We start from the raw sequence: 20,286 nt of genomic DNA, 5'->3' as shown, positions 1-20,286 counted from the left end.
CATGCAAAGACTCAAGAACACGCTGGGCTCCATTGCGGGCCCGGCACGGTGGTGGCTCCTGTGCGCGGCGTGGCTCGTGGCCGTGCCGCTTTCCGCGCATGCGCAGCAGGTGCTCAGGCCGCAGACCGGCACGCTGATCAACGGCACCATCGTGGGCGTCAATGCCGGCGGATCGTGGCGGACCTCCTGCATCACCGGTTTTCCAACCGGCCTGACGATGTGGGAGCGCTATCACGGCGCCACGGTCAACGGCACTTTCGCCAACCTCACCGGCGGCTTGCGCGCGTACGAACTGCGCTGCTCTCCGTTCACGGTGACCGAAGGCGCGGCCGCCGCGACCATCACCTGGGGCGCGCCGGCCCAGCGCGGGGTTGCAGGCCGTCCCATCGATGGCATGACGCGGCGCGGCCCGCAGGCCTGCCCGGCCGGCACGGTGATCGCGGTGCTCGGCGGCGTCGACCGCATGTTCAATGGCGGGTCGGGCAACATCTACCCGACGCAGATCACCTTCACCTGCCGGCCGGTCTCGGTGGTGGCGGGCGACTGGTTCCGCGTGGCGGCCACCGGGGGCGCAAGCTACACGCTGGGCATCACGACCAACGACGGCGGCACCGGGCCCGGCTCGGCGGTGCCTGGCCCCGTTCGCGCCCCGCGCACCGTTTGCGCATATTCGGCCACCAACACCTGCAACGGCCTGGAAGACCTTGGCGGCGGGGAACTGATCGACGGCTTCTCCGGCGTGCGAAGCGAGTTTCCGGACGCGCGCGTGTCGCAGCGCATCAGCTTCGTCAACTACGCATGGAGCCAGGCGCTCGGCCCCAGCACGAACACCGCCACCTGGCGCCCGACCGCGGGCCGCTTGCCGTTCTACCCGCCGACGGTGGCCAACAACATCGCCCGCTACCAGGACAACTACGAGACTTACGTGGCGGGCGGCAGCGCCTACAGCGGCAGCGCGGTGCCCCCGAGCGGTGTCAGCGTCTACAACTTCGTCAGGACCGGCACGTGCGCTACCTCGCACACGCTCGCGACGCAGGAGGACTACACCTGCACGAACATCATCACCGGCCGGCCCGACCTGCAGGTGCGAGTCACCGTGCCGCCGGACGCCTGGACCAGCCACGGGCAGGAACGCAACGTCAGGCTCACAGCCAAGAACTTCGGGCCCGGGCGCACCACGGCCACCGACAACTCGACCGCGATGCTGGTCCTTCCCGCCGGATGGAACACCGGCACCTTGCCCGCCAACTGCGCAAAGGCCGGCTCGCCGGTGGTGGTGACCTGCCAGCTCAACCCCACGCTGCTCGCGGGTTCGAGCGGACCGGGCATGACGGACGGTGGCGAAGCCAACTTCGACATTCCCGTGTTTCCGCAGCCCACCGTGGCGGCCGGCAGCTACCCGGTCGTCAATGGCGCACGGGTTTGCGTTCAAGCGGCATCCCCGGGCAACCCGCACTACTGCACGGTGCCCAATGATGCGACCGCGAACAACGACGACGGCATTGCGGTGGATGAAACCGACACCATCGTCCTCGCCTATCTCACGCCGCCGCTGATGCCGCCGCGCGTCACGACCACCGTGGTATCGAGCGGCGGCGTGGGTTCCTTCGCGTTCACCGGCACCAACGATGCGGCGCCTGTCAGCCCCATCGTCACGACGGTGGCCGGCCAGGGTGAATCGGGCCCGACCAGGGAACTGGCGGTCACGCGGAGCGCAACGTTCCTGCAGCAGGCCGTACCGCCCGCTGGCTTTGCGCTGCGCGCCATGTCGTGTACCGGCATGGCCCCGGGCGGCACCGCAACCTACGACCTCGCGCTGCGGCGCGTGACCCTGGATGCGGCCGCCACCGACTACGGCGCCAACATCTCCTGTACCTTCACCAACACCCGCGTGGTCGTGACCGTCAGCAAGGTGACCGAGGGCGGAACGGGCAGCTTCTCTTTCACCGGCTCCAACGGCTTCGCCGCGCAGAGCATCACCACCTCCGCGGCCAACACGCCGGAGGAGGGCGATCCATCGGGCCTGACCACCGTGGGCGCCGCAACCACCATCACCGAAGGCGTGCCGCCTGTCGGCTGGCGGCTCAAGGGCATCGCCTGTACGGGCATGGGCGCGGGCGGCACGGCCACCGTCAATCTTGCGGCACGTGCCGTCACGCTGAATGCGGCGGCCACGGCGGCCGGCAGCAACATTGCGTGTACCTTCACCAACACCAAGCTGCCGACGATGACGGTCAGCAAGGTGTCCATCGGCGGCACCGACAGCTTTGCCTTCACCGGCACCAACGGCTTCACCGCCACCAACGTGACGACGGAAGACGACGGCGTTGCCATTGCCGCAGCGGAACAGGTGCTCACGGCCGCGAACACCGCCACCAGCATCACCGAAAGCGTGCCGCCGCCGCCCTATGCCTTGACCGGCATCAGCTGCACGGGCATGGGCCCGGGAGGCACCGCCACGCCGAACCTGGCCACGCGCACCATTGCGCTGAACGCCGCGGCCACCGCACCGGGCAGCGACATCAACTGCACGTTCACCAACACGGTCCAGCCGCAGCTCAAGCTGGTGAAGACCGCCGGCGCTTCGAGCTTCGCGGTGGGCGTGCCGTCGAGCTACACGCTCACGCTGAACAACATCGGCCCGGTCGCAACCACCGCCCCTGCGACGATCAGCGACACCGTGCCCGCCACGCTGGCGCTCGGCACCATGCCCGCCGGCTGCAGTGCAAGCGGGCAGGTCGTGAGCTGCACCGTGCCTGCGGGGCTCGCCGGCACCACCGGCACTGCGGCCTTCGTCATTCCGGTCACGCCCTTGCCGGGCGCCTCGCCGAGCGTGGCCAACACCGCGACGGCCACCGGCGGTGGCGACCCGTTGTGCAATGCCACGGGCAACTGCACGAGCAGCGTGACCACGCCGGTGCTGGGCGAACCCCGCATCACCCTGCGCAAGACCAAGACCAACGTCACCGGCACCCACAACTTCGGCTTCACGCTGACCGGCGTTACCAACCCGACGGACAGCATTGCGGTGACCGCGCTGGCCACGCCGCAGCCCTCCGCCACGGTGCACGTGGGCAAGCCGGGCGTCGAGGCGACCGTGCAGGAGTCGAGCGTGCCCGCGGGCTGGCCGGCCAACCCGGTGTCGGTGTCCTGCCTGGACTCCGCAGCCGCGACGAGCGGCAACCCGACCACGCAGCTGGCCATACTCAACGGCAACACTGCAACCCTGCCCGCGAGCGTGATGCGGCCCGCGGCGGCCATTGCCTGTACCTTCACCAACACAGCCACTGCGCGCATCGCGGTGGACAAGACCGCTTCCGCGACCGCGGGAGCCGGCGGCAGCATCGTCTACGGCCTGAGCTTTGCCAACACCGGCCCGGTGGCCACCGGCACCACGCTGGTGGTGAGCGAGCAATTGCCGCCCGGCGTGGTGGCCAATTCGGTGGTGCCCGGCACCGGCGTCACGTCGGTGAGCTGCGGCACGCTGCCGAGCGCTCCCGGTGCGCTGCTCAACTGCACCATGACGCTGCCCGCGGGCGGCATTCCGGCTACCACCGGTGTGCGCGGCTTCACCCTCAACGCGACCGCGCCCATCGTCCCGACAGGTACCGTGCTGACCAACTACGCCAGCACCAACGTGAACGGCGCGGGCCTGCCGGTTACGGCAGCCGGCCCCGGTTGCGTCTCCAGCAGCGCGGTGAGCTGCGACAACGCGCAGACCACCATCGTGGTCGGCCCCGCGGCCGGCAGCCAGTCGGGTGTGCGCGTCGTCACCGACAACCAGCTGGCCAACGGCACCGCGCAGGACGTGCTCGAAGCGTTCATCCGCGACGAGTCCGGCAGCCCGGTCCAGGCCGGCACGGTGGTGACCTTCGGCGCCACGCCGAACGTCGCCTTCAACGGCGGCGCTGTCGGCGCGGCCGGAAGCTGCACCACCACCGCGGCAGGCCTTTGCCAGGTGAGGGCAACCAGCACCGTGCCCGCCGTCTACAGCACCACGCAGGTCACGGTCGGCGGCGCTGTGCTGAGCGGCAACTTCAGCGTCGGCGAAGACAGCTACCTGCCGAGCCCGCAGCCCTACCGCTTCGGCAGCCGGCCGACCGTGACCATCCGCAAGACCTCGCTCGGGGGAGTTGGCACCTTCAGCTTCACCGGAAGCAACGGCCTGGTGGCACGCAACATCACCACCACGGTGGCCGGTACGCCGGTCGCGACGGCGGTGCAGACGCTCACAGCGGCGAATATCGCCACCACCATCACCGAAGGCGCACCGCCGGCCGGCTATGCGCTGATCGATGCCTCGTGCACGGGCCTTGGCGCCGGCGGATCGGCCTCGCGCAACGGGCGCGTGCTCACGCTCGACGCGGCGGCCACCGCGCCCGGCAGCAACATCGTCTGTACCTTTACCAACGCATTCGACGCGAACCCGCCGCCGCCGCCCGTTGCGCCGACAGTGATGTGCTCGACCAACGCCGCGGTGTTCAACACCGGCTTCGACGGCCCCGTCGGCCCGCCGCTGACCACCGGGCGCGATCCGGTGTGGGAGTCGGGCGTTGGGACCGCCACCGGCGGGCCCGGCAGCGTTGCCACCTGGGCGCGTTCGTATATCGGGAACAAGGCGCCGGCCAGCTGGATCGCGTCTCCTTTCGGCAACGCGAACTGGATCTCGCAGTACCCGACGACGCATACAGGCAGTGTCGACGTCTACCACCGGTTCACCTTCAACATGGCGCCGTCGGTCAATCCGGCGAGCTTCGCGCTGAAGCTGGACTTCTATTCCGACAACTCGGTCGCGGGCGTCTACATCAACGGGGTGCTGCAGAGCCTGCCGGGCGTGCCGCAGGGCGGCGCCACGCCCTACACCTACGGAGGTTTCCAGGCAGGCACGGGAGCCAGCACCACGCTGGCCAACAACTGGCAGTCGGGTTCGAACACGGTGGTCGTCCACGTCAAGAGCGGCGCCCCCGCGCAGGGCTTCCTGGCCCAGGCCACCACCAGCGCGCTGTGCGCGCCCGCGACGGTCAACCTGCAGAAGAACACCCTCAACGGCGCCGGCGGTCCCTTCACCTTCAACCTGACCAACACCACGCAGGCCAGCGGCACGGTCAGCACCGTTGCCGCCGGTACGCCGGCGCAGGTGGACGGCAACACGGCCGCGGCGGGCGTGCAGACCTTCAGCGCCAGTGCGAGCAACAGGGTCATCAGCATCACCGAACCCGCGGTGCCCGGCTGGCATCTGACCGGTGCAAGCTGCACCGACGCGGGAGCACCGGTCGGCAGCCTCGGCACCGGCGCGAGCGGGCGCACCTACACCATTCCCGCGACCAGCGTGCAGTTGGGCAAGTCGCTGCAATGCGTGTTCACGAATTCCGCCTCGGCCACGGTGACCATCCGCAAGGTGTCCCTTGGCGCGACCGGAACCTTCGGCTTCAGCGGAAGCAACGGCCTCGCGGCGCAGAGCCTCACGACCACCGCACTCGGCACGCCGGTTGCCGGCGCCATCCAGACCCTGGCGGTGCCGAGCACGGTGACGACCATCACCGAAGACCCGCTGCCCACCGACTACGCGCTGACCGGCGTGAGCTGTACCGGCCTGGGCGCGGGCGGCACCGCCACGCCCGACCTGCCGAACCGCAGAGTGACGCTGGATGCGGCCGCCACGGCGCCGGGCAGCAACATTGCGTGTACCTTCACCAACACCTACACGCCGCCGTATCCACGGGTGCAGATCGTCAAGACCACCATCGGCGGCAGCGGCAGCGACCTGTTCCGCTTTGCGCTCAGCGGCCTTTCGGTGGCAAGCGACAGCATCACCGTGGTGGGTGACGACAGCGTGGAGGGCGCAGCCAATATCACCGGCACGGCCGGAGTCGGCGTCACGATCAGCGAAACCTCGCCTCAGGGCTGGCCGGCCAACCCGGTGAGCGCCAGCTGCGTGGACTTGAACAGTGCCACTCCGGCCGCCACGTTCGGCACGCTGACGGGCAATCAGCTGGCCATTCCCGCGATCAACATGGTCGCCGGGGCGGCCATCACCTGTACGTTCGTGAACGGCTATCCCAAGAACGTGACAGGCCGGGTGTTTCTCGACAACGGCACGGCGGGCGGCATTGCGAACGACGGACTCATCAATGGCGGCGAGACCGGGCTGAGCGGCATCGGCATGCGGCTGACCGATTGCGCGGCAACCACCTTCTCGACCGCCGTTACCGACGGCACCGGCAAGTACGCGCTGGCCGTGCCCTTCACCATCGGCACGGGCGACGCGCTGTGCGTGGAAGAAACCAACACGGTGTCGCGCATCTCCACCGGCGCCTCGCTGGGCGTCGTGCAGTTGCCCTCGGGCCAGGCCGTAACCAACACAGGCACCGCCTACACCTACACCCGCGATGGCACGCCGGACCGCATCGCCTTTACCTGGAACAGCAGCGGCCATGCGGACCTGAACTTCGGCGATGTCGACCGCAACACGCTGGCCACCGACGGCGCCAAGAACGGCCTTCCGGGCAGCACGGTGAGCTTTCCGCACACCTTCACCGCGCGCACCGGCGGCGAAGTGAGCTTCGACATTTCGAACTCCGTGGACACGCCGGCGCTCAGCGGCTGGAGCGGCAAGATCTTTGCCGACACCGGCTGCACCGGCGCGCTGCAGGCCGGCGCGGCGCTGCTCTACCCGCCGGCCGCGCCGATGACAGTGGTCGCGGGGCAAAACGTGTGCATCGTGATGCAGGAGTTCATTCCCGCCAATGCGATGAGCGGCTACAGCAACACCAGCACCGTGCAGGCCAGCTTCGTCTTCACCAACGCCAGCCCGGGCCTGAACGCCACCTACACGGTGACCGACATCACCACCGTGTCGACCAGCACGCTGGAGCTCCGGAAGGAAGTACGCAACGTGACGCAGGGCGGCAGCTTCGGCATCAACAACCAGGCCAAGCCGGGCGAGACGCTGGAGTACCGCATCACCTACACCAACAATGGCACGACGCCGATCAGCGGCTTGACGGTCAACGACACCACGCCGCAGTACACCGCGTTTGCCGGCGCGCAGGCGGACACCACGCCCGCCACGCTCGCAAGCTGCCAGAAACACACGCCCGCCAATCCGCCCCCGGCAGCTGCCGTGGATTGCGCCGCCACGCAAACGGAGGGGGGAACGGGCGCGCTGAGCTGGAAGTTCACGGGCCCGCTGGACCCCGGCGCCTCCGGAACCGTCCTCTTCACAGTCAAGGTGAACTGAACATGAGCAGTCCAATTTCAAACGTCGTGACCATGAACCCGGTGGATGCCCGAAGCGAATTCGCCAAGGGCTCCGTGTTGGCGGCCGAAGCCGTCAACGACAGCAGCGAGCCGGGTGCCCGCCCGACGGCGGCATGGCACCGCAGGGCCCTGCAACCGATGATGTTCGTGCGGCCCGAAGGCGCGCGTATCGCAGTGGTCGACCCCGAGCTGCGCACGCGCGAATACGCACGGCGCGCCGTCAGGAGATTCGGGCACCAGCCCACGGCCTTTGCGAGCACCGCCGAGATGGCCGGCGCAGGGGCTGCGCCCACGCTCAAATTCGACATGGTCTTTCTGGCGCTGGCAAACGACGCCGAGTCGTCCCTGCTGCAGCTGCAGGAGGTCAAGGCGCTGGTCGGGCACCGCACGCCGGTGCTGTGCCTTGCTTCGCGCAAGCAATTGCAGTCGCTTTCGGACCTGCACTGGAACGCGACCAACGAAGTGATCGTGAGCCCGACCTCGTTCGTCGAGTTCTGCTGCGTAGCTCGCATGTTCATGCGGCGCTTCGGCGTGAGCGTGCCCGACGCCGACCCGACGTGGGACTGCTATCGTTTTTCTCTCACGAGCGACGTGGTGGAGGTATCGGGCGAGAGGTCTCAACTGCGTGCGGTCGAATTCGACCTTGCGCTCGAGCTTTTCTGCCATGCGGGCCACACGCTCACGCGCGACTGGTTGTATTCGTCCGTGTGGGACAAGGGCGAAGACACGCAGTCGCGTTCTCTGGACGTCAGCATTTCCCGCCTGCGGCGCACCCTGGACCTGAAGAGCAACGGCTGGGACCTGCGGGCCGTGCAGGGTCTGGGATACCGGCTGGAGCGGCTCCATGGAAAGAACCGTGCCACTGACTCGCCCGGCGCGCGCGTGTAGAACTTGTCCTGCAAGAACCATGGAAGGCGACCGGCAAAGCGTGTTTTTCCGGCGGTGAAACTGCCGTCTCCAACAACCTGGAGAGCCCGATGCCGGACGATATGGAGATTCGCGTTCCGCAGAACGACGAGCACATCGACATCACCGACCTGAAAGAGGTCGACTACTGGACCAAGTGGTTCGGCGTCAGCGAAACGCGGCTCCGGTTGGCGGTGGCATCCGCGGGCACCTACAAGGACGACCTGCGGGTCTACCTTGGCCTTCCCTGAAGAGCAGCGGGGCCGCGGGCCGAGTTTGGGCCGCACCCCCTGATGGATGGCTGAATCCAAGGTTGCCATCTACGGCGCGATCGGCGCCAACGTGGCCATTGCCGCGACCAAGTTCGTGGTGGCCGGCATCACCGGCAGCTCGGCGATGCTGTCCGAAGGCATCCATTCCGCGGTCGATACCTTCAACGGCGTATTGCTGCTGGTGGGCATCAGGTTGAGCCAGCGGCCCGCAACGCCCGAGCATCCGTTCGGCCATGGCAAGGAGCTGTACTTCTGGAGCCTGATCGTCGCGGTGCTCATCTTCGGGCTGGGCGGGGGTGTGTCGTTCTACGAGGGCATCCAGCACATCCGCAAGCCGGAGCCGATGCGCGACCCCACCTGGAACTACGTCGTGCTGGCCCTGGCCTTCGTGTTCGAAGGCACCAGCTTTCTCATCGCGTTGCGGCAATTCCGGGCCCAGGCGCGGGGCGTGCCTTTCTGGCGCGCGCTCGGGCAAAGCAAGGACCCGACCACCTATACCGTGCTGGCCGAAGACTCCGCGGCGCTCATCGGCCTGGCCGTGGCCGCGCTCGGCATCTACCTGAGCCACCGCTTCGGCATGCCCGAACTCGACGGCGCCGCCTCGGTGGTGATCGGCCTGTTGCTGGCGGGCGTGGCGGTGCTGCTGATCGGCCAGGCGCGCGGGCTTCTCATCGGCGAGGGCATCCGCCCCGAGACGGCGCGCGCCATTCGCAGCCTGGCCATGGAGCAGCCCAGCGTCAGCGACGTCGGCCATGTGCTGTCGATGTACATCGGGCCCGACGAGGTGCTGGCCATCGTCGATGTGAACTTCAAGGAGGGCACGGCCACCGGCGAGGCGGCCGACGCCATCACGGCCATCGAAGGACAGGTGCGCGCGCGCTTTCCCATGATCCGGCGGCTTTTCATCGAGGCGAGCGAAGCGCCGGTGGAAGCCGTCGTGCCTGCCTGAGGCGCCGGGCCGCATCGTCGGCCTTGGCTGACCCGCGCTCACGTCTTTGCCTGAGCGCTCCGGCCCTGCGCTTGCGCCACTGTCGGGCCTCACTCAGGAGATAGCCGCATGAATACGCCTACACCGCCGCCGGCCTCGCGCCCGAAGCGCTCGCCAGACGAACCCGAGATCACGCAGGAAGAATCCGTGCCCACCGACGGCAGCGACACCGAGGGCGAGGAAATGATGAAGAAGGTCGAGAACAAGAAGCTCGAAGACCCGGGTTCGGCCGAGCACAAGACGCCCGAAAAGTCTTGAGTGGCGGGAGCTTTGTCTTCTCGCGAAAAAGGCGCCGCCCTACAGGTAAGGCTCTGCCCCTTAGCTAAAAATCATTCCTGCGGGCATCGACTTGCCCGGCCTGCGGAGTCATTTTCCCGCAGGCAGATCGCAAACAGACAACAGCGTAAAGAAGGACTGTCTGTCCATACGATGGAGGAAAAAATGAAGATCGACGCCGCGACGGGGGCCACGCAGGAACGCTTGATAAAGATCGGCGTGCCCGGCCTCGACGATGTTCTGGGAGGCGGCCTCACGGCCAATCGCCTCTACCTGGTCGAAGGCACGCCTGGCGCCGGCAAGACCACCATTGCGCTCCAGTTCCTGATCGAAGGGGCCAAGCGCGGCGAATCGGTGCTGTATGTCACCTTGTCCGAAACGGGGCATGAGCTCAGGGGTGTCGCAAATTCCCACGGATGGGACTTGAGCGGCATCGAGGTGCGCGAAATGCTCCCTTCGGAAGCCGCGCTCGAGCCCGACGAGCAATACACGATGTTCCATCCCTCGGAGGTCGAGCTCAGCGAAACCACGTTGAGGATCCTGTCGGATGTCGATGTGATCAAGCCCTCGCGGGTCGTGTTCGATTCGCTCTCCGAGTTGCGCCTGCTGGCCGGCAGTTCGCTGCGCTACAGGCGGCAGATCCTGGCGCTCAAGCAGTTCTTTGCGGGCCGGCAGTGCACCGTGCTGCTGCTCGACGACATGACCGCCATGAAGCACGACCTGCAGGTGCAGAGCATCGCCCATGCGGTGCTGCGGCTCGAGCAGATCAGCTCCGACTACGGCGCCGCGCGGCGCCGGCTGGTCGTCAGCAAGTACCGCGGCCAGCAGTTTCGCGGCGGCTATCACGACTACCGCATCGAGCGCGGCGGCCTGCGCGTGTTTCCGCGCCTGGTGGCTGCAGAACATTCGACCGCGCTCACGCAGGTGCGGATTCCGAGCGGCATCGAGTCGCTCGACGCCCTGCTGGGCGGCGGCATAGAGCGGGGAACGAGCACGCTGTTCGTCGGCGCACCGGGCACCGGCAAGTCGACCGTGGCGGTGCAGTTCGCGCTTGCCGCGGCACAGCGCGGCGAATGCGCGGCGCTCTTCGTTTTCGACGAGAGCATCAACACCTTGCGCACGCGCTGCGAAAGCATGGGAATGGACCTGGGGCCGCACATCGATGCCGGCCGCATCAAGGTAAGGCAGGTCGACCCCGCCGAGTTGTCGCCCGGCGAGTTCGTGCACCTGATCCGGCTGGCAGTGGTGGAGTCGGGTGCGGCGGTGGTAGTGATCGACAGCCTGAACGGCTATCTCAACGCCATGCCGGACGAGCGGTTTCTGATTGCGCAGCTGCACGAACTGCTCTCCTACCTGGGGCAGGCGGGCGTGGCCACGCTGCTGGTCGGCGCGCAGCACGGCCTTATCGGCATGCAGATGCAGACACCCGTGGATGCGAGCTACCTGGCCGATGCCGTGGTGCTGCTTCGCTACTTCGAGCTCGAGGGCGAAGTGCGCCAGGCGATCTCGGTGCTGAAGAAGCGCGGCGGGGCGCATGAGCGGAGCATCCGCGATTTCTCGATGACCGCCACGGGCCTGAAGATCGGCGAGCCGCTGCGTAACTTCAGGGGCATCCTGTCGGGCATTCCGGTTCCCATCGACGGCGTGCAGCCCCAATCGTGAGCGCAGCACCGGCACCCGTCGAGCAGCGCATCCTGTTGCGAACCGCGACCTCCAGGGACGCCGTCATGGCCAATGCCGTATTGGCTCGCGCTCAGATCGACACGCACTCCTGCGCGAACCTGTGCGAGCTGGTGCGGGAACTGCAGGTGGGCGCGGGCGCGGTCATGCTGGCGGAAGAGGTGCTGGCCGATCCGGCCGCGGCCGCGTTGAACGAGGTGCTGGGTTCGCAGGCGCCGTGGTCCGACGTGCCGGTGCTCATTCTTGCCCGCCAGGGCGCGGATTCGCGCGTCATTGCCGAGGCCATGGACAAGCTCGCCAACGTCACCGTCATCGAACGCCCGATGCGGGTGGCGTCGCTCATCAGCACAGTGCGCACGGCGCTGCGCGCGCGCAACCGCCAGTACCAGTTGCGCGACCTGCTCGACGGGCTGCGCGAAGCCGACCAGCGCAAGACGGAGTTTCTAGCCACGCTGGCGCACGAGCTGCGCAATCCGCTCGCACCCATGAGCACCGCGCTCACTCTCCTGATGCGAAAGCCGCATGAGGCCGCGGAAGCCCTGCGCTATTACGAGTTGATGGGCCGGCAGATCGACCACATGGTGCGGCTGGTGAACGACCTGATGGAGGTCTCGCGCATCACGCGCGGCAAGATCGAACTGCGCATGGAAGCAGTGGCGCTCGAATCGGTCATCAAGGACGCCATCGAACTGAGCCGCCCCTTGCTCGAAGGCTCGAGGCACGAACTGACCACGGAGCTGCTCGCCGAACCGCTGGTGGTGCGGGGCGACGGCGTTCGCCTGACGCAGGTCTTTTCGAACCTGCTCAACAACGCCGCCAAGTACACGGCCCCGGGCGGCAAGATCAGGATTGCGCTGCGCAAGGAGGGCCGCCAGGCCGTGGTCGAGGTCTGGGACAACGGCACCGGCATCGCATCCGAAATGCTGGAGTCGATCTTCGAGATGTTCGTTCAGGTCAGCGGCACTTCCAAGGCGGCGCAAGGCGGGCTGGGCATCGGGCTCACGCTGGTGAAGAGCCTGGTCGAACTGCACGGCGGCAGCGTCGAGGCCACCAGCGCGGGCCTCGGGCGGGGCGCGATGTTCTGCGTGCGCCTGCCGCTCACGCGCATCGGGGCGGACCTGCCGAGGCCGCAGGGGACGGCCATTCAAGGCTGGCCGGCTTCCTTGCCCGGCACGGTGCTGATCGTGGACGACAACCGCGATGCGGCCGACGCACTGAGCGACCTGCTGAAGTCGCTCGGAGCCTCGACCCATGTGGCCTACAGCGGCGACGCCGCATTGCGTGCGGTGGCCGAAGGCGTGCTGCCGGGCCTTGCAATCCTGGACATCGGCATGCCGGGCATGGACGGCTGCGAACTCGCCATCAAGCTGCGTGCCAATCCCGCGCTCAGGGGGCTGATCCTCGTCGCATTGACCGGCTGGGGCCAGCAGGGCGACAAGGACCGCATTGCCATGGCGGGGTTCAACCACCACCTGCTCAAGCCGCTCGATCTTGCGGCGCTCGTCTCCGCTCTGTAGCAACACCATGAACCACGACGCCACCACGCTCTCGGCGGCCGGCCCTTCGCCCATGAAGCCGTCGCTGTGGCGGCGCTGCCGCCGCTGGCTGCTGCCGCTGCTCGGGCTGGCAGTGCTGGGGCTGCTGCTTTCGCACGCGCACAAGGTCGACTGGGCGGGTGCATGGCATGCATTGCAGCGCTATCCGGCCATGCTGCTGCTCGGCGTGCTGGGCATCGCAACCGCGAGCCACGCGCTGTACGGATGCTTCGACCTCATCGGCCGGCGGCACACGCGCCACCGCGTGCCCCGCTGGCGCACCTGGGCCATCGCGGTCACGAGCTATGCCTTCAATCTCAACCTGGGGTCGCTGGTGGGCGGCATCGCGCTGCGTGCACGGCTCTATGCGCGCGCCGGGGTGGACGAAACCACCGTGGCGCAGATCGTCGGCATCAGCCTGGCAACCAACTGGCTGGGCTACGGGCTGCTGGCGGGCGGCCTGTTTGCGGCGGGTGCCATCACGCCGCCGCGCCAAGCCAACATCGGCACGGACGCACTGCGCGTGCTTGGCGTGGTGATGATCCTGCTGGCCGCCGCCTACGTGGTGGCATGTGCGTTCTCGCGCGGGCGCCAATGGCAGGTGAGGGGGCGGCGGCTGAAGCTTCCTTCGGCGCAACTCGCGCTGGTGCAGCTCACGCTTTCGACCGCCAACTGGGCGTTGATGGGCTGCGCCATGTACCTGCTGCTGGGCCGGCAGGTGCCGTATGCGACCACGCTGAGCGTGCTGCTCGCCGCTTCCATCGTCGGGGTGATCACGCCGATTCCGGCCGGGCTGGGCGTGCTGGAAGCCGTGTACCTGGCGCTGCTCTCGGGCACCGTGCGGCAGGGCGCGTTGATGGGCGCCGTGCTGGCGTACCGCGCGCTCTACTACCTGCTGCCGCTGGCCGGCGGCGTCGTGCTTTACCTTTTGCTCGAACGCTACGCGGCGAGCCATCCTCAGGACGCGGGGAGCGAGACACCATGGCGCGCGCAAACCCGCTGAAGCGCTACAAGGAAAAGCGCAACTTCGGCGTTACGCCGGAGCCGGAGGAAGGCGGCGCATCGGCACCCGGCACGCTGCAGTTCGTGGTGCAGAAGCACTGGGCGAGCCGCCTGCACTACGACTTTCGCATCGAGCTCGATGGTGCGATGAAGAGCTGGGCAGTGCCCAAGGGACCGAGCTACGACACGCATGACAAGCGCATGGCGGTGCACGTCGAGGACCATCCGATTTCGTACAACCAGTTCGAAGGCGTGATACCGCCCAAGCAGTACGGCGCGGGCAAGGTGATCATCTGGGACAAGGGCACCTGGACGCCCATTGGCGATGCGCGCAAGGGCTACAAGGCGGGGAACCTCAAGTTCGAACTGCATGGCTACAAGCTGCGCGGCAAGTGGGCGCTGGTGCGCATGCACAGCAGCAAGGACGACAAGCAGGATGCGTGGCTGCTGATCAAGGAGCACGACGACTACGCCCGCCCGGCCGCCGAGTTCAGCGTGGTCGACCAGTTTCCCGACAGCGTGGCGGAGATGCCGATGCCTACGCCCGGCGCCGCGGCGCCCGCGGCCAATGCGGCACCCGCACGTGCAAAACGCGGCAAGGCATCGGGCGGCGGCATGCCGGCCGATGCGGTGAAGGCCGCCATGCCCGCCAAGCTTTCGCCGCTGCTTGCCACGCTGGTCGACGGCCCGCCGCCCGACCCCGACAACTGGTTCTACGAAATCAAACTGATATAGGTACTGGAACCTGTTGCTTTTGCCAATACCCCGGGATTCGAATCAGCTGTTGCATTACGATTTGGCCCCGTTGCGATTGAGTGCAAGCGCCAAGCTCGTCAGTTCAATAACTACCGTTGCCTTTGCCGCTGCTACTATCCAAGCATAGCTCGTTAGCGCCGATCAGAGAACGTGAGCAAACCCATCTGGCAAGCAGTACCGCTAGATCCCACGAATTGGCACAAATTCTACTCAGAGATAGTCTGGCAGAGATCAGCGCCGTAACGCGTTAAAAATTCGACGACGACCGACGCGCTGGTATACGAAGCATATTTTTGATATTTATCGTCCTTCAAAAAGCTCGCATAATCGCAAACTGCCTTTGCACTAAAAAAAAGAGGCCGGGGGCGCGATGATTTTCTAACTGCGGAATAGATTCCATATGCCTCCATCTCAAGGCCGATCGTATTTCGATGCTGTTGCTTTCTAATGTCTGAAAACACGCCAGCATCTGCGATCACAGCAGGACCGGTTGCAGATGGACCAACAAAAATCTGGGGGCGAGCCCTCGGCTTATCTCCGGGCCAATTTGCATGTATCGCTGACAGAAAGCTATCGTCGCCGCTCATTTGATCAAATCTGGAGCTGATCTCCGACGCCACCTCTATATAATCAGGTGCATGGGTCACTGTCCGAGTGCCATCAGGCACAACGGTAATTTTTGAGCTCATGCTGTAATCCCAGCAGGGACTCGCGACGATTACGTCGCCGTAGCCGACCTTATCCTCATATCCGGCACAAATTCCCGCCATCGCCACGATTTTTGGGCGATAGCGTTCTATCAATTTTGCCGCTAACAGTGCCGCTTCCGTCGATCCCATTCGAAGACAAGTGCCTGCGACTAAAGCCAAAGTCCGTTCGCCGGATTTCAACGTGCCCTTCTGTATGTATGTCGAACTGTCCATTAGTGTTGGGTCATCAAAAACAACCCCAGTTCGGGTCAAAGCTTCGAATTCCGGCGTTTTAAGCGCGGTTATTAGACATACGTCAACCCCGAAACCTAACGCGTCTTGTGCGGCTTCACTATCAATTGCGTGAGTGATCATCGCTACCAAGCGGCGCTCCCATGCCACTCCGCCAGTTGTTCTAAGTAAAACCCAAGGCTTGTCCTGAAAAGCTACACTTGCTAAATCGTCTTCTTGACCAGAAGCTGTAATTCCGATAATGTATTTCGGAGTCTTTAACTCGTCGTCTTCCTCGAGGTGATCAAGCAGGCGTGATCCCCCATCTGCAATTGGTTCGCTCCACGGCACTTCGGGGAGAAACATATCCAGCACGAGTACGTCAAACTGCAGTTTTTGCAAGAGCACTAGGGCGTCTCGGATATTGCTCGCGACAGATACATCATCCGCCGTCAGCGAAGGCCGACCTACCAGCTGAACCAGTGCGGAGTATTTATTCGGATTGTCATCAACGATCAAAACCTTGGTCATAAGGCATCCACAAAATCTTTGATTCTTCTTGCCCACGCATCAGTGCTATGGGTGAAATGAATAAAACCCATATAAAGCCCAGGAAAATCCTTGGTTAGCGCCTCATCCAAATCTTTCAACTTTACCTCCTTGCCGATCTCTGTCTTGAAGCCAGGCAACTGGGTCACTAACATGACCCGTGATGATATTTCGAGTTCCCACATGTAAGTGAGAATCTGACGACCTCCGAAATCCTGCTGCCGTCCACTTGATGATGCATTAGCTCCTTCATTGAAGGTAGGCAAAGACATATCCAGCAGCACGCAGTCGAAGGTCGTCTCGTCAAGACGGCGGATTGCTTCGTTCACCGACTGCGCAAACGTAAGCTCAACCGAGGCGGCGCGAAGGGAGTCAATGATTTGGGTTTTTTTAGGCAGATCGTCCTCGACTAGTAGAATTCGCTTGGTCATTGCGACTTCCCAGTTAAGAAAAATTCTGGCACAGAAAAGAACACGCGGAAGGTTCTATTGTCAACAACGCCGAACTCTAAGGTCTTGTCGTCTGCTCGCTCATAGTTGAGCGTCGACGCTAGCCGTACCAAGCCCGTTTTGTTTTTCTTTTTTGCAACAGTATCGAATTGTCCTAATTCGATCTGCTTCAGAGCAGTAGCTACATTTTCTTCTATGGACCCAATATTTTTATCTTCGGCGATTGCACTTCTTACTTCCACCTCGACAAACCCAGGGTCGCTCCAGCCAATGCTAATCTGAACAGCGGGCGCGACACCGTCAGAACGAGAGCCCTCGAAATAGCCGGAATGCTTGATAATGTTTCCGAATATCAGAAATGATACATCGTTGATGATTTGAAATGCGGTAGGGTGCAACAGCACATTCGCTCGTTCCGTAACTACCCACTGTACCGCGGGCTCGAATCGCGGATGAAGATGGCGTAAGGAAGTAATTCCAATTTCAATTCCCGTCTTCAATAGGTAAGTGGAGCCCGCATTCGTAAATTGCGGTGGACTGAACCATTTTGAAACCTTTAGGGCTGCCTGCTCAATATCGCCTTTTGCGGCGTCAATAGTCGCGATTAATAGGGGCAGCTGCTTCGTTATATTTTGTATTTCTGTTGAGAGGCGTTCGAGTTCGGCGCGGACTTCTCCAGCCAATGTTTCCGTAACGTATTCGGCCGCCTCTGATAGTGATTGCTTAAGAGTTGGCCAAAAAAATGTCGTTGTGCAAAATTCCACGAACTGCTCAATGGTAGCAGTTGGAGATAAATTCAGTTTTGTTTGAATAAGCCAATACTTGAGAAGGTTCCTCTTCTTCAGCTCATCGGTCGGCCAAAGTGTTATTAAACCTTCATTGTTGTGAATCGTGCGGACATAGACAAATCTACTAATCGCCCCGTCGATAAGCGAGTCAATGCTTTTTGAGAAGTTGTTTAATACCTTATCGATGGCGTTCCTTTGTTCTTTGCTCTTGAATTCTACGTCGTTCAGCCAATGAATATTTGTTTCATACTGATTCGACGAAGAGTCAATCTTTGTAATTAGCCGTCGAGCTTCCAAAGGACTTCTGAAGCCACCCTCTAGTGAGCCGTGTCGAACTCTGGACCCTAGAAATGCGTCTAAACCGAACCGCGGGAGCGTGAGGAATGCGGTGGCGACAGCCTCGATGAGTTCGGCTAGTAGAGAGTCTGCGCTGATATCGTAGCCATCTAGAAAATTCACCACCTCAGCTTCAAAGCCGCTTTTCCTGAGAAGCGCCAGCAAGCTTCGTTCAAGTGCCTCCCCAGAGGCCTCTAAGCCCGCCCCCATATAGTCTAGGTATCGGAGGAAGAGTTCGTTTAGGTTCTGGTGACACCATCGTTGCAAGCCAAGTAGGTCGACGTAAACACGCGAGCTCTCCACTTGCTGAACACCATCCTCGATCGATAGTCGCCTTGTGAGCTCAATAATTTCGGAGTTATATTCAGTCGCGTGCTCTGGGTCCAATTCGGAAAGCGCGATGCAAATCAAAAGTCGCTCTTTTTCAAGATCTGCAGGGCTGTTAAATTCGGAACTCAGTTCCATGATTTCTTGGGTGCATACGTACCGAAGAAAGAAGAGTAGTTGGTTGGGCTCGAAGGCGGCTTTCAGATGAGGTAATTCTGATGGCTTTGCAACTCCGTGCGCTTTGTGAAATTGCTTCCAAGCGACTTTTAAAGCGACGTCTTTCGTGTTTTCCCGCGTTTGCGAGATATACAGAAAAAACCCGATCGAAAGGCAGATGTCGCGCTCTAGTTGCTTGAGATCTCTAAAGCCGCGGTTTTCAATTATTCTGGTTAAGGGTAGTGAGCGGAGCAGGGTTGGTTTTTTTATCGCCGTGCGGACGGTATGCAGTAGGGCATCAAAAATATTGCCCTCGTCTAGATTAAACCAAGCGCGCAGAATCGTGGCTTCTTGCTGCATATAAACATTGGCAGATTTTTCAATTCGAGAAATTTCTTCGAGTCCTCTAGAAAAATCTCCGGTCGATTTGCAATGTGTAACCGTCGCAAAACCGATTGCCTCTGGAGAGAGGCCGATCAAGACTGGCTCATGTTTTTTAGATCCGCGGGCTAAGCCTTCGTAAAGGAATGCTGGCGTGGAGGATTCATTTGCCTCAAGAAATTGAGTGCCCTGAGTTGGCCCCAATAAACTTAGAAGTACCGGCAAAGGCAGCGAACTCGCTCTCACTGCAGACGCCACTGCGATGTCGCCGAGCACGCTTGTGCTAATTTCATCAAGCAAGGCATTGATGCTTGCCGAAATGGGTAAGCAACGAAAATTGAGGGCTATGCGTTCGAGCGCCTGAGCAGCCTCGTTGTTTTCACTCTCTTGCGCGAGATAGTCGCCCATCAGAGTTATGATTTTCGCATTAAGTCCCTCGCTCACTATGTCGCAGTTGTGGCCCATGGCCAAAAGGCGGGCCGCAACAAGTATGGATGTGAAATCATCCGGGTGAGCACGAAGGCGTTGATAAGTTAGTTCTGCAGCGCCTTCATAGTTTCCTTGTAAGAACGCATCGATGTGCTCGCTTGGATCTACCTCAATTTCTGCGCCGACGGCTTGCGAGTAGAGGGTTGATAGGTTGGAGAGGCATGGGTCCTGTATGCCTGCAAGGGAGTTAATTGCTGAAAGAACTTCTTTTTCACTAGTTCCTGAGATATCTTTAAGCCATGATAGGATGTCTATCAAGGTGTCATAGAGATCTAGTGGAGAGCTAGAAGCTTCGAAGCTTAAAATTTCACAAGCCTGGATGAGCGTCCGAGGAGGATTGCCGATCAGCTTGTATAGAACATAAGCCTCGTGATCGGAGGATAGCTTCCATGATTTTATTTTCTCACGCAATCGGCTCTCGTAGCTTGCTTTGCTAACTCTTGATTCATTTCTTTCGCCGATATTGCTCGCGAAAAATCCCGCAAAAGTCCTTCTTCCTTCCTCAACGATTGAACCGATGTAAATCTTCGGGGACTCGAACCCTCCCGCCACCGCTTTGATCGCGATTCTATTTTCGATTGCCCAAAGTGACAGCCCGCAAGATTTATCTGACTCATCAAGCAAAGTTTCCGCCCTGACAAGGTCACCCGTCAACAAAGAGGTGATGAATTCTTGTCGGATTTTAACAAACTTGTTAATTAGAGCGGCATTCGATTTAATGATCGTTGCGGCCCACCGTATTTCTTTGTGAATGCTGGCTGCATCTAATGGAAGTACTGACTGCAATCGCCCATGTTTCTTGATGGGCTTGGCGGATGGAATTGCGACATCTTGGATCGGGCTGAGCATGCTGATTTTGTAAAGGCGCTCAAAGTTTTGCGCAGGACCATCGTTTTTGACGCTGTCAAGAGCACTCCGCATCGCCCCCCAGTTTTTCTTTTCTCCGACCGCACCTCTAAGACGGTTCAGAGGGGTCGTTGGCTTTGAGGCGCTCCTCGAGTCGTTTTTTCGTCGTTTTTGGCTTTGCATCTGACTGTTCATTTCCTGAAATGCATGTTACGAGTATGTACCGATTCGTCTACTGCATCTTGTATCGCTGAACTTGGGAAAAGGATCTTTTTGTGTCACAACGCGGCGAGGCGTCGCTACTTGGTTCTCTAGTGGAAGTCTCGGCCTTTGGTGCCGCGGCCAACGTCCAAGCTTGCATCAGCAGTGT

Annotated in this window: 11 protein-coding genes and 1 pseudogene; 9 read left to right on the top strand and 3 right to left on the bottom strand. The window is 62.4% G+C overall.

What is annotated here, in order from left to right; translation table 11 throughout:
* The first annotated feature begins 1 nt into the window (after nucleotide 1).
* The 9 genes and pseudogenes from V9L20_RS02650 to V9L20_RS02610 form a co-directional block, all read left to right on the top strand.
* Entirely contained in the window at nucleotides 2-7,240 is a 7,239-nt protein-coding gene (locus V9L20_RS02650) for a prealbumin-like fold domain-containing protein (protein WP_337295387.1), read from the top strand.
* A 2-nt stretch (nucleotides 7,241-7,242) separates the two neighbouring features.
* Nucleotides 7,243-8,148: a response regulator transcription factor gene (locus V9L20_RS02645; protein WP_258505086.1), complete on the top strand. Its 906-nt coding sequence runs from the start codon at nucleotides 7,243-7,245 to the stop codon at nucleotides 8,146-8,148.
* A gap of 89 nt (nucleotides 8,149-8,237) precedes the next feature.
* Nucleotides 8,238-8,417, top strand: coding sequence for a DUF3606 domain-containing protein (locus tag V9L20_RS02640; RefSeq protein ID WP_126747474.1), 180 nt, complete (start codon nucleotides 8,238-8,240; stop codon nucleotides 8,415-8,417).
* 46 nt (nucleotides 8,418-8,463) lie between these two features.
* The gene (locus V9L20_RS02635) at nucleotides 8,464-9,387 is read left to right on the top strand and encodes a cation diffusion facilitator family transporter (RefSeq protein WP_337295386.1); all 924 of its coding nucleotides are present in this window, start codon (nucleotides 8,464-8,466) and stop codon (nucleotides 9,385-9,387) included.
* 108 nt (nucleotides 9,388-9,495) lie between these two features.
* A complete protein-coding gene (locus tag V9L20_RS02630) occupies nucleotides 9,496-9,684 on the top strand; it encodes a hypothetical protein (protein ID WP_157613021.1) in 189 nt (62 codons plus the stop codon).
* A 183-nt stretch (nucleotides 9,685-9,867) separates the two neighbouring features.
* Complete coding sequence (locus tag V9L20_RS02625) at nucleotides 9,868-11,364, top strand: ATPase domain-containing protein (RefSeq protein WP_258505092.1); 1,497 nt, start codon at nucleotides 9,868-9,870, stop codon at nucleotides 11,362-11,364.
* Nucleotides 11,361-12,899, top strand: a complete 1,539-nt coding sequence (locus V9L20_RS02620) for a hybrid sensor histidine kinase/response regulator (protein ID WP_337295385.1) — start codon at nucleotides 11,361-11,363, stop codon at nucleotides 12,897-12,899. Before V9L20_RS02625 ends, V9L20_RS02620 begins: the two co-directional genes overlap by 4 nt.
* A gap of 7 nt (nucleotides 12,900-12,906) precedes the next feature.
* Nucleotides 12,907-13,920: a lysylphosphatidylglycerol synthase domain-containing protein gene (locus V9L20_RS02615; protein WP_337295384.1), complete on the top strand. Its 1,014-nt coding sequence runs from the start codon at nucleotides 12,907-12,909 to the stop codon at nucleotides 13,918-13,920.
* Nucleotides 13,899-14,645: pseudogene (locus tag V9L20_RS02610) on the top strand (DNA polymerase ligase N-terminal domain-containing protein); the annotation flags it as partial. The gene V9L20_RS02615 and the pseudogene V9L20_RS02610, both read left to right, overlap by 22 nt.
* A 236-nt stretch (nucleotides 14,646-14,881) precedes the next feature.
* Here V9L20_RS02610 and V9L20_RS02605 read toward each other — a convergent pair.
* The 3 genes from V9L20_RS02605 to V9L20_RS02595 are packed head-to-tail and all read right to left on the bottom strand — an operon-like array spanning nucleotide 14,882 to nucleotide 20,111.
* Nucleotides 14,882-16,126 carry a phosphorylase family protein gene (locus V9L20_RS02605; RefSeq protein WP_337295383.1) on the bottom strand — a complete coding sequence of 415 codons (1,245 nt, stop codon included), beginning with the start codon at nucleotides 16,124-16,126 and terminating at the stop codon, nucleotides 14,882-14,884.
* Entirely contained in the window at nucleotides 16,123-16,575 is a 453-nt protein-coding gene (locus V9L20_RS02600) for a response regulator (RefSeq protein ID WP_337295382.1), read from the bottom strand. The genes V9L20_RS02605 and V9L20_RS02600 overlap by 4 nt, the downstream gene beginning before the upstream one ends.
* Nucleotides 16,572-20,111 carry a hypothetical protein gene (locus tag V9L20_RS02595; protein ID WP_337295381.1) on the bottom strand — a complete coding sequence of 1,180 codons (3,540 nt, stop codon included), beginning with the start codon at nucleotides 20,109-20,111 and terminating at the stop codon, nucleotides 16,572-16,574. Before V9L20_RS02595 ends, V9L20_RS02600 begins: the two co-directional genes overlap by 4 nt.
* Nucleotides 20,112-20,286 lie beyond the last annotated feature (175 nt).

Source organism: Variovorax sp. CCNWLW225, assembly GCF_037204045.1.
Classification (GTDB): Bacteria; Pseudomonadota; Gammaproteobacteria; order Burkholderiales; family Burkholderiaceae_C; genus Variovorax.
This window is presented reverse-complemented; position numbering and strand designations above follow the sequence as displayed.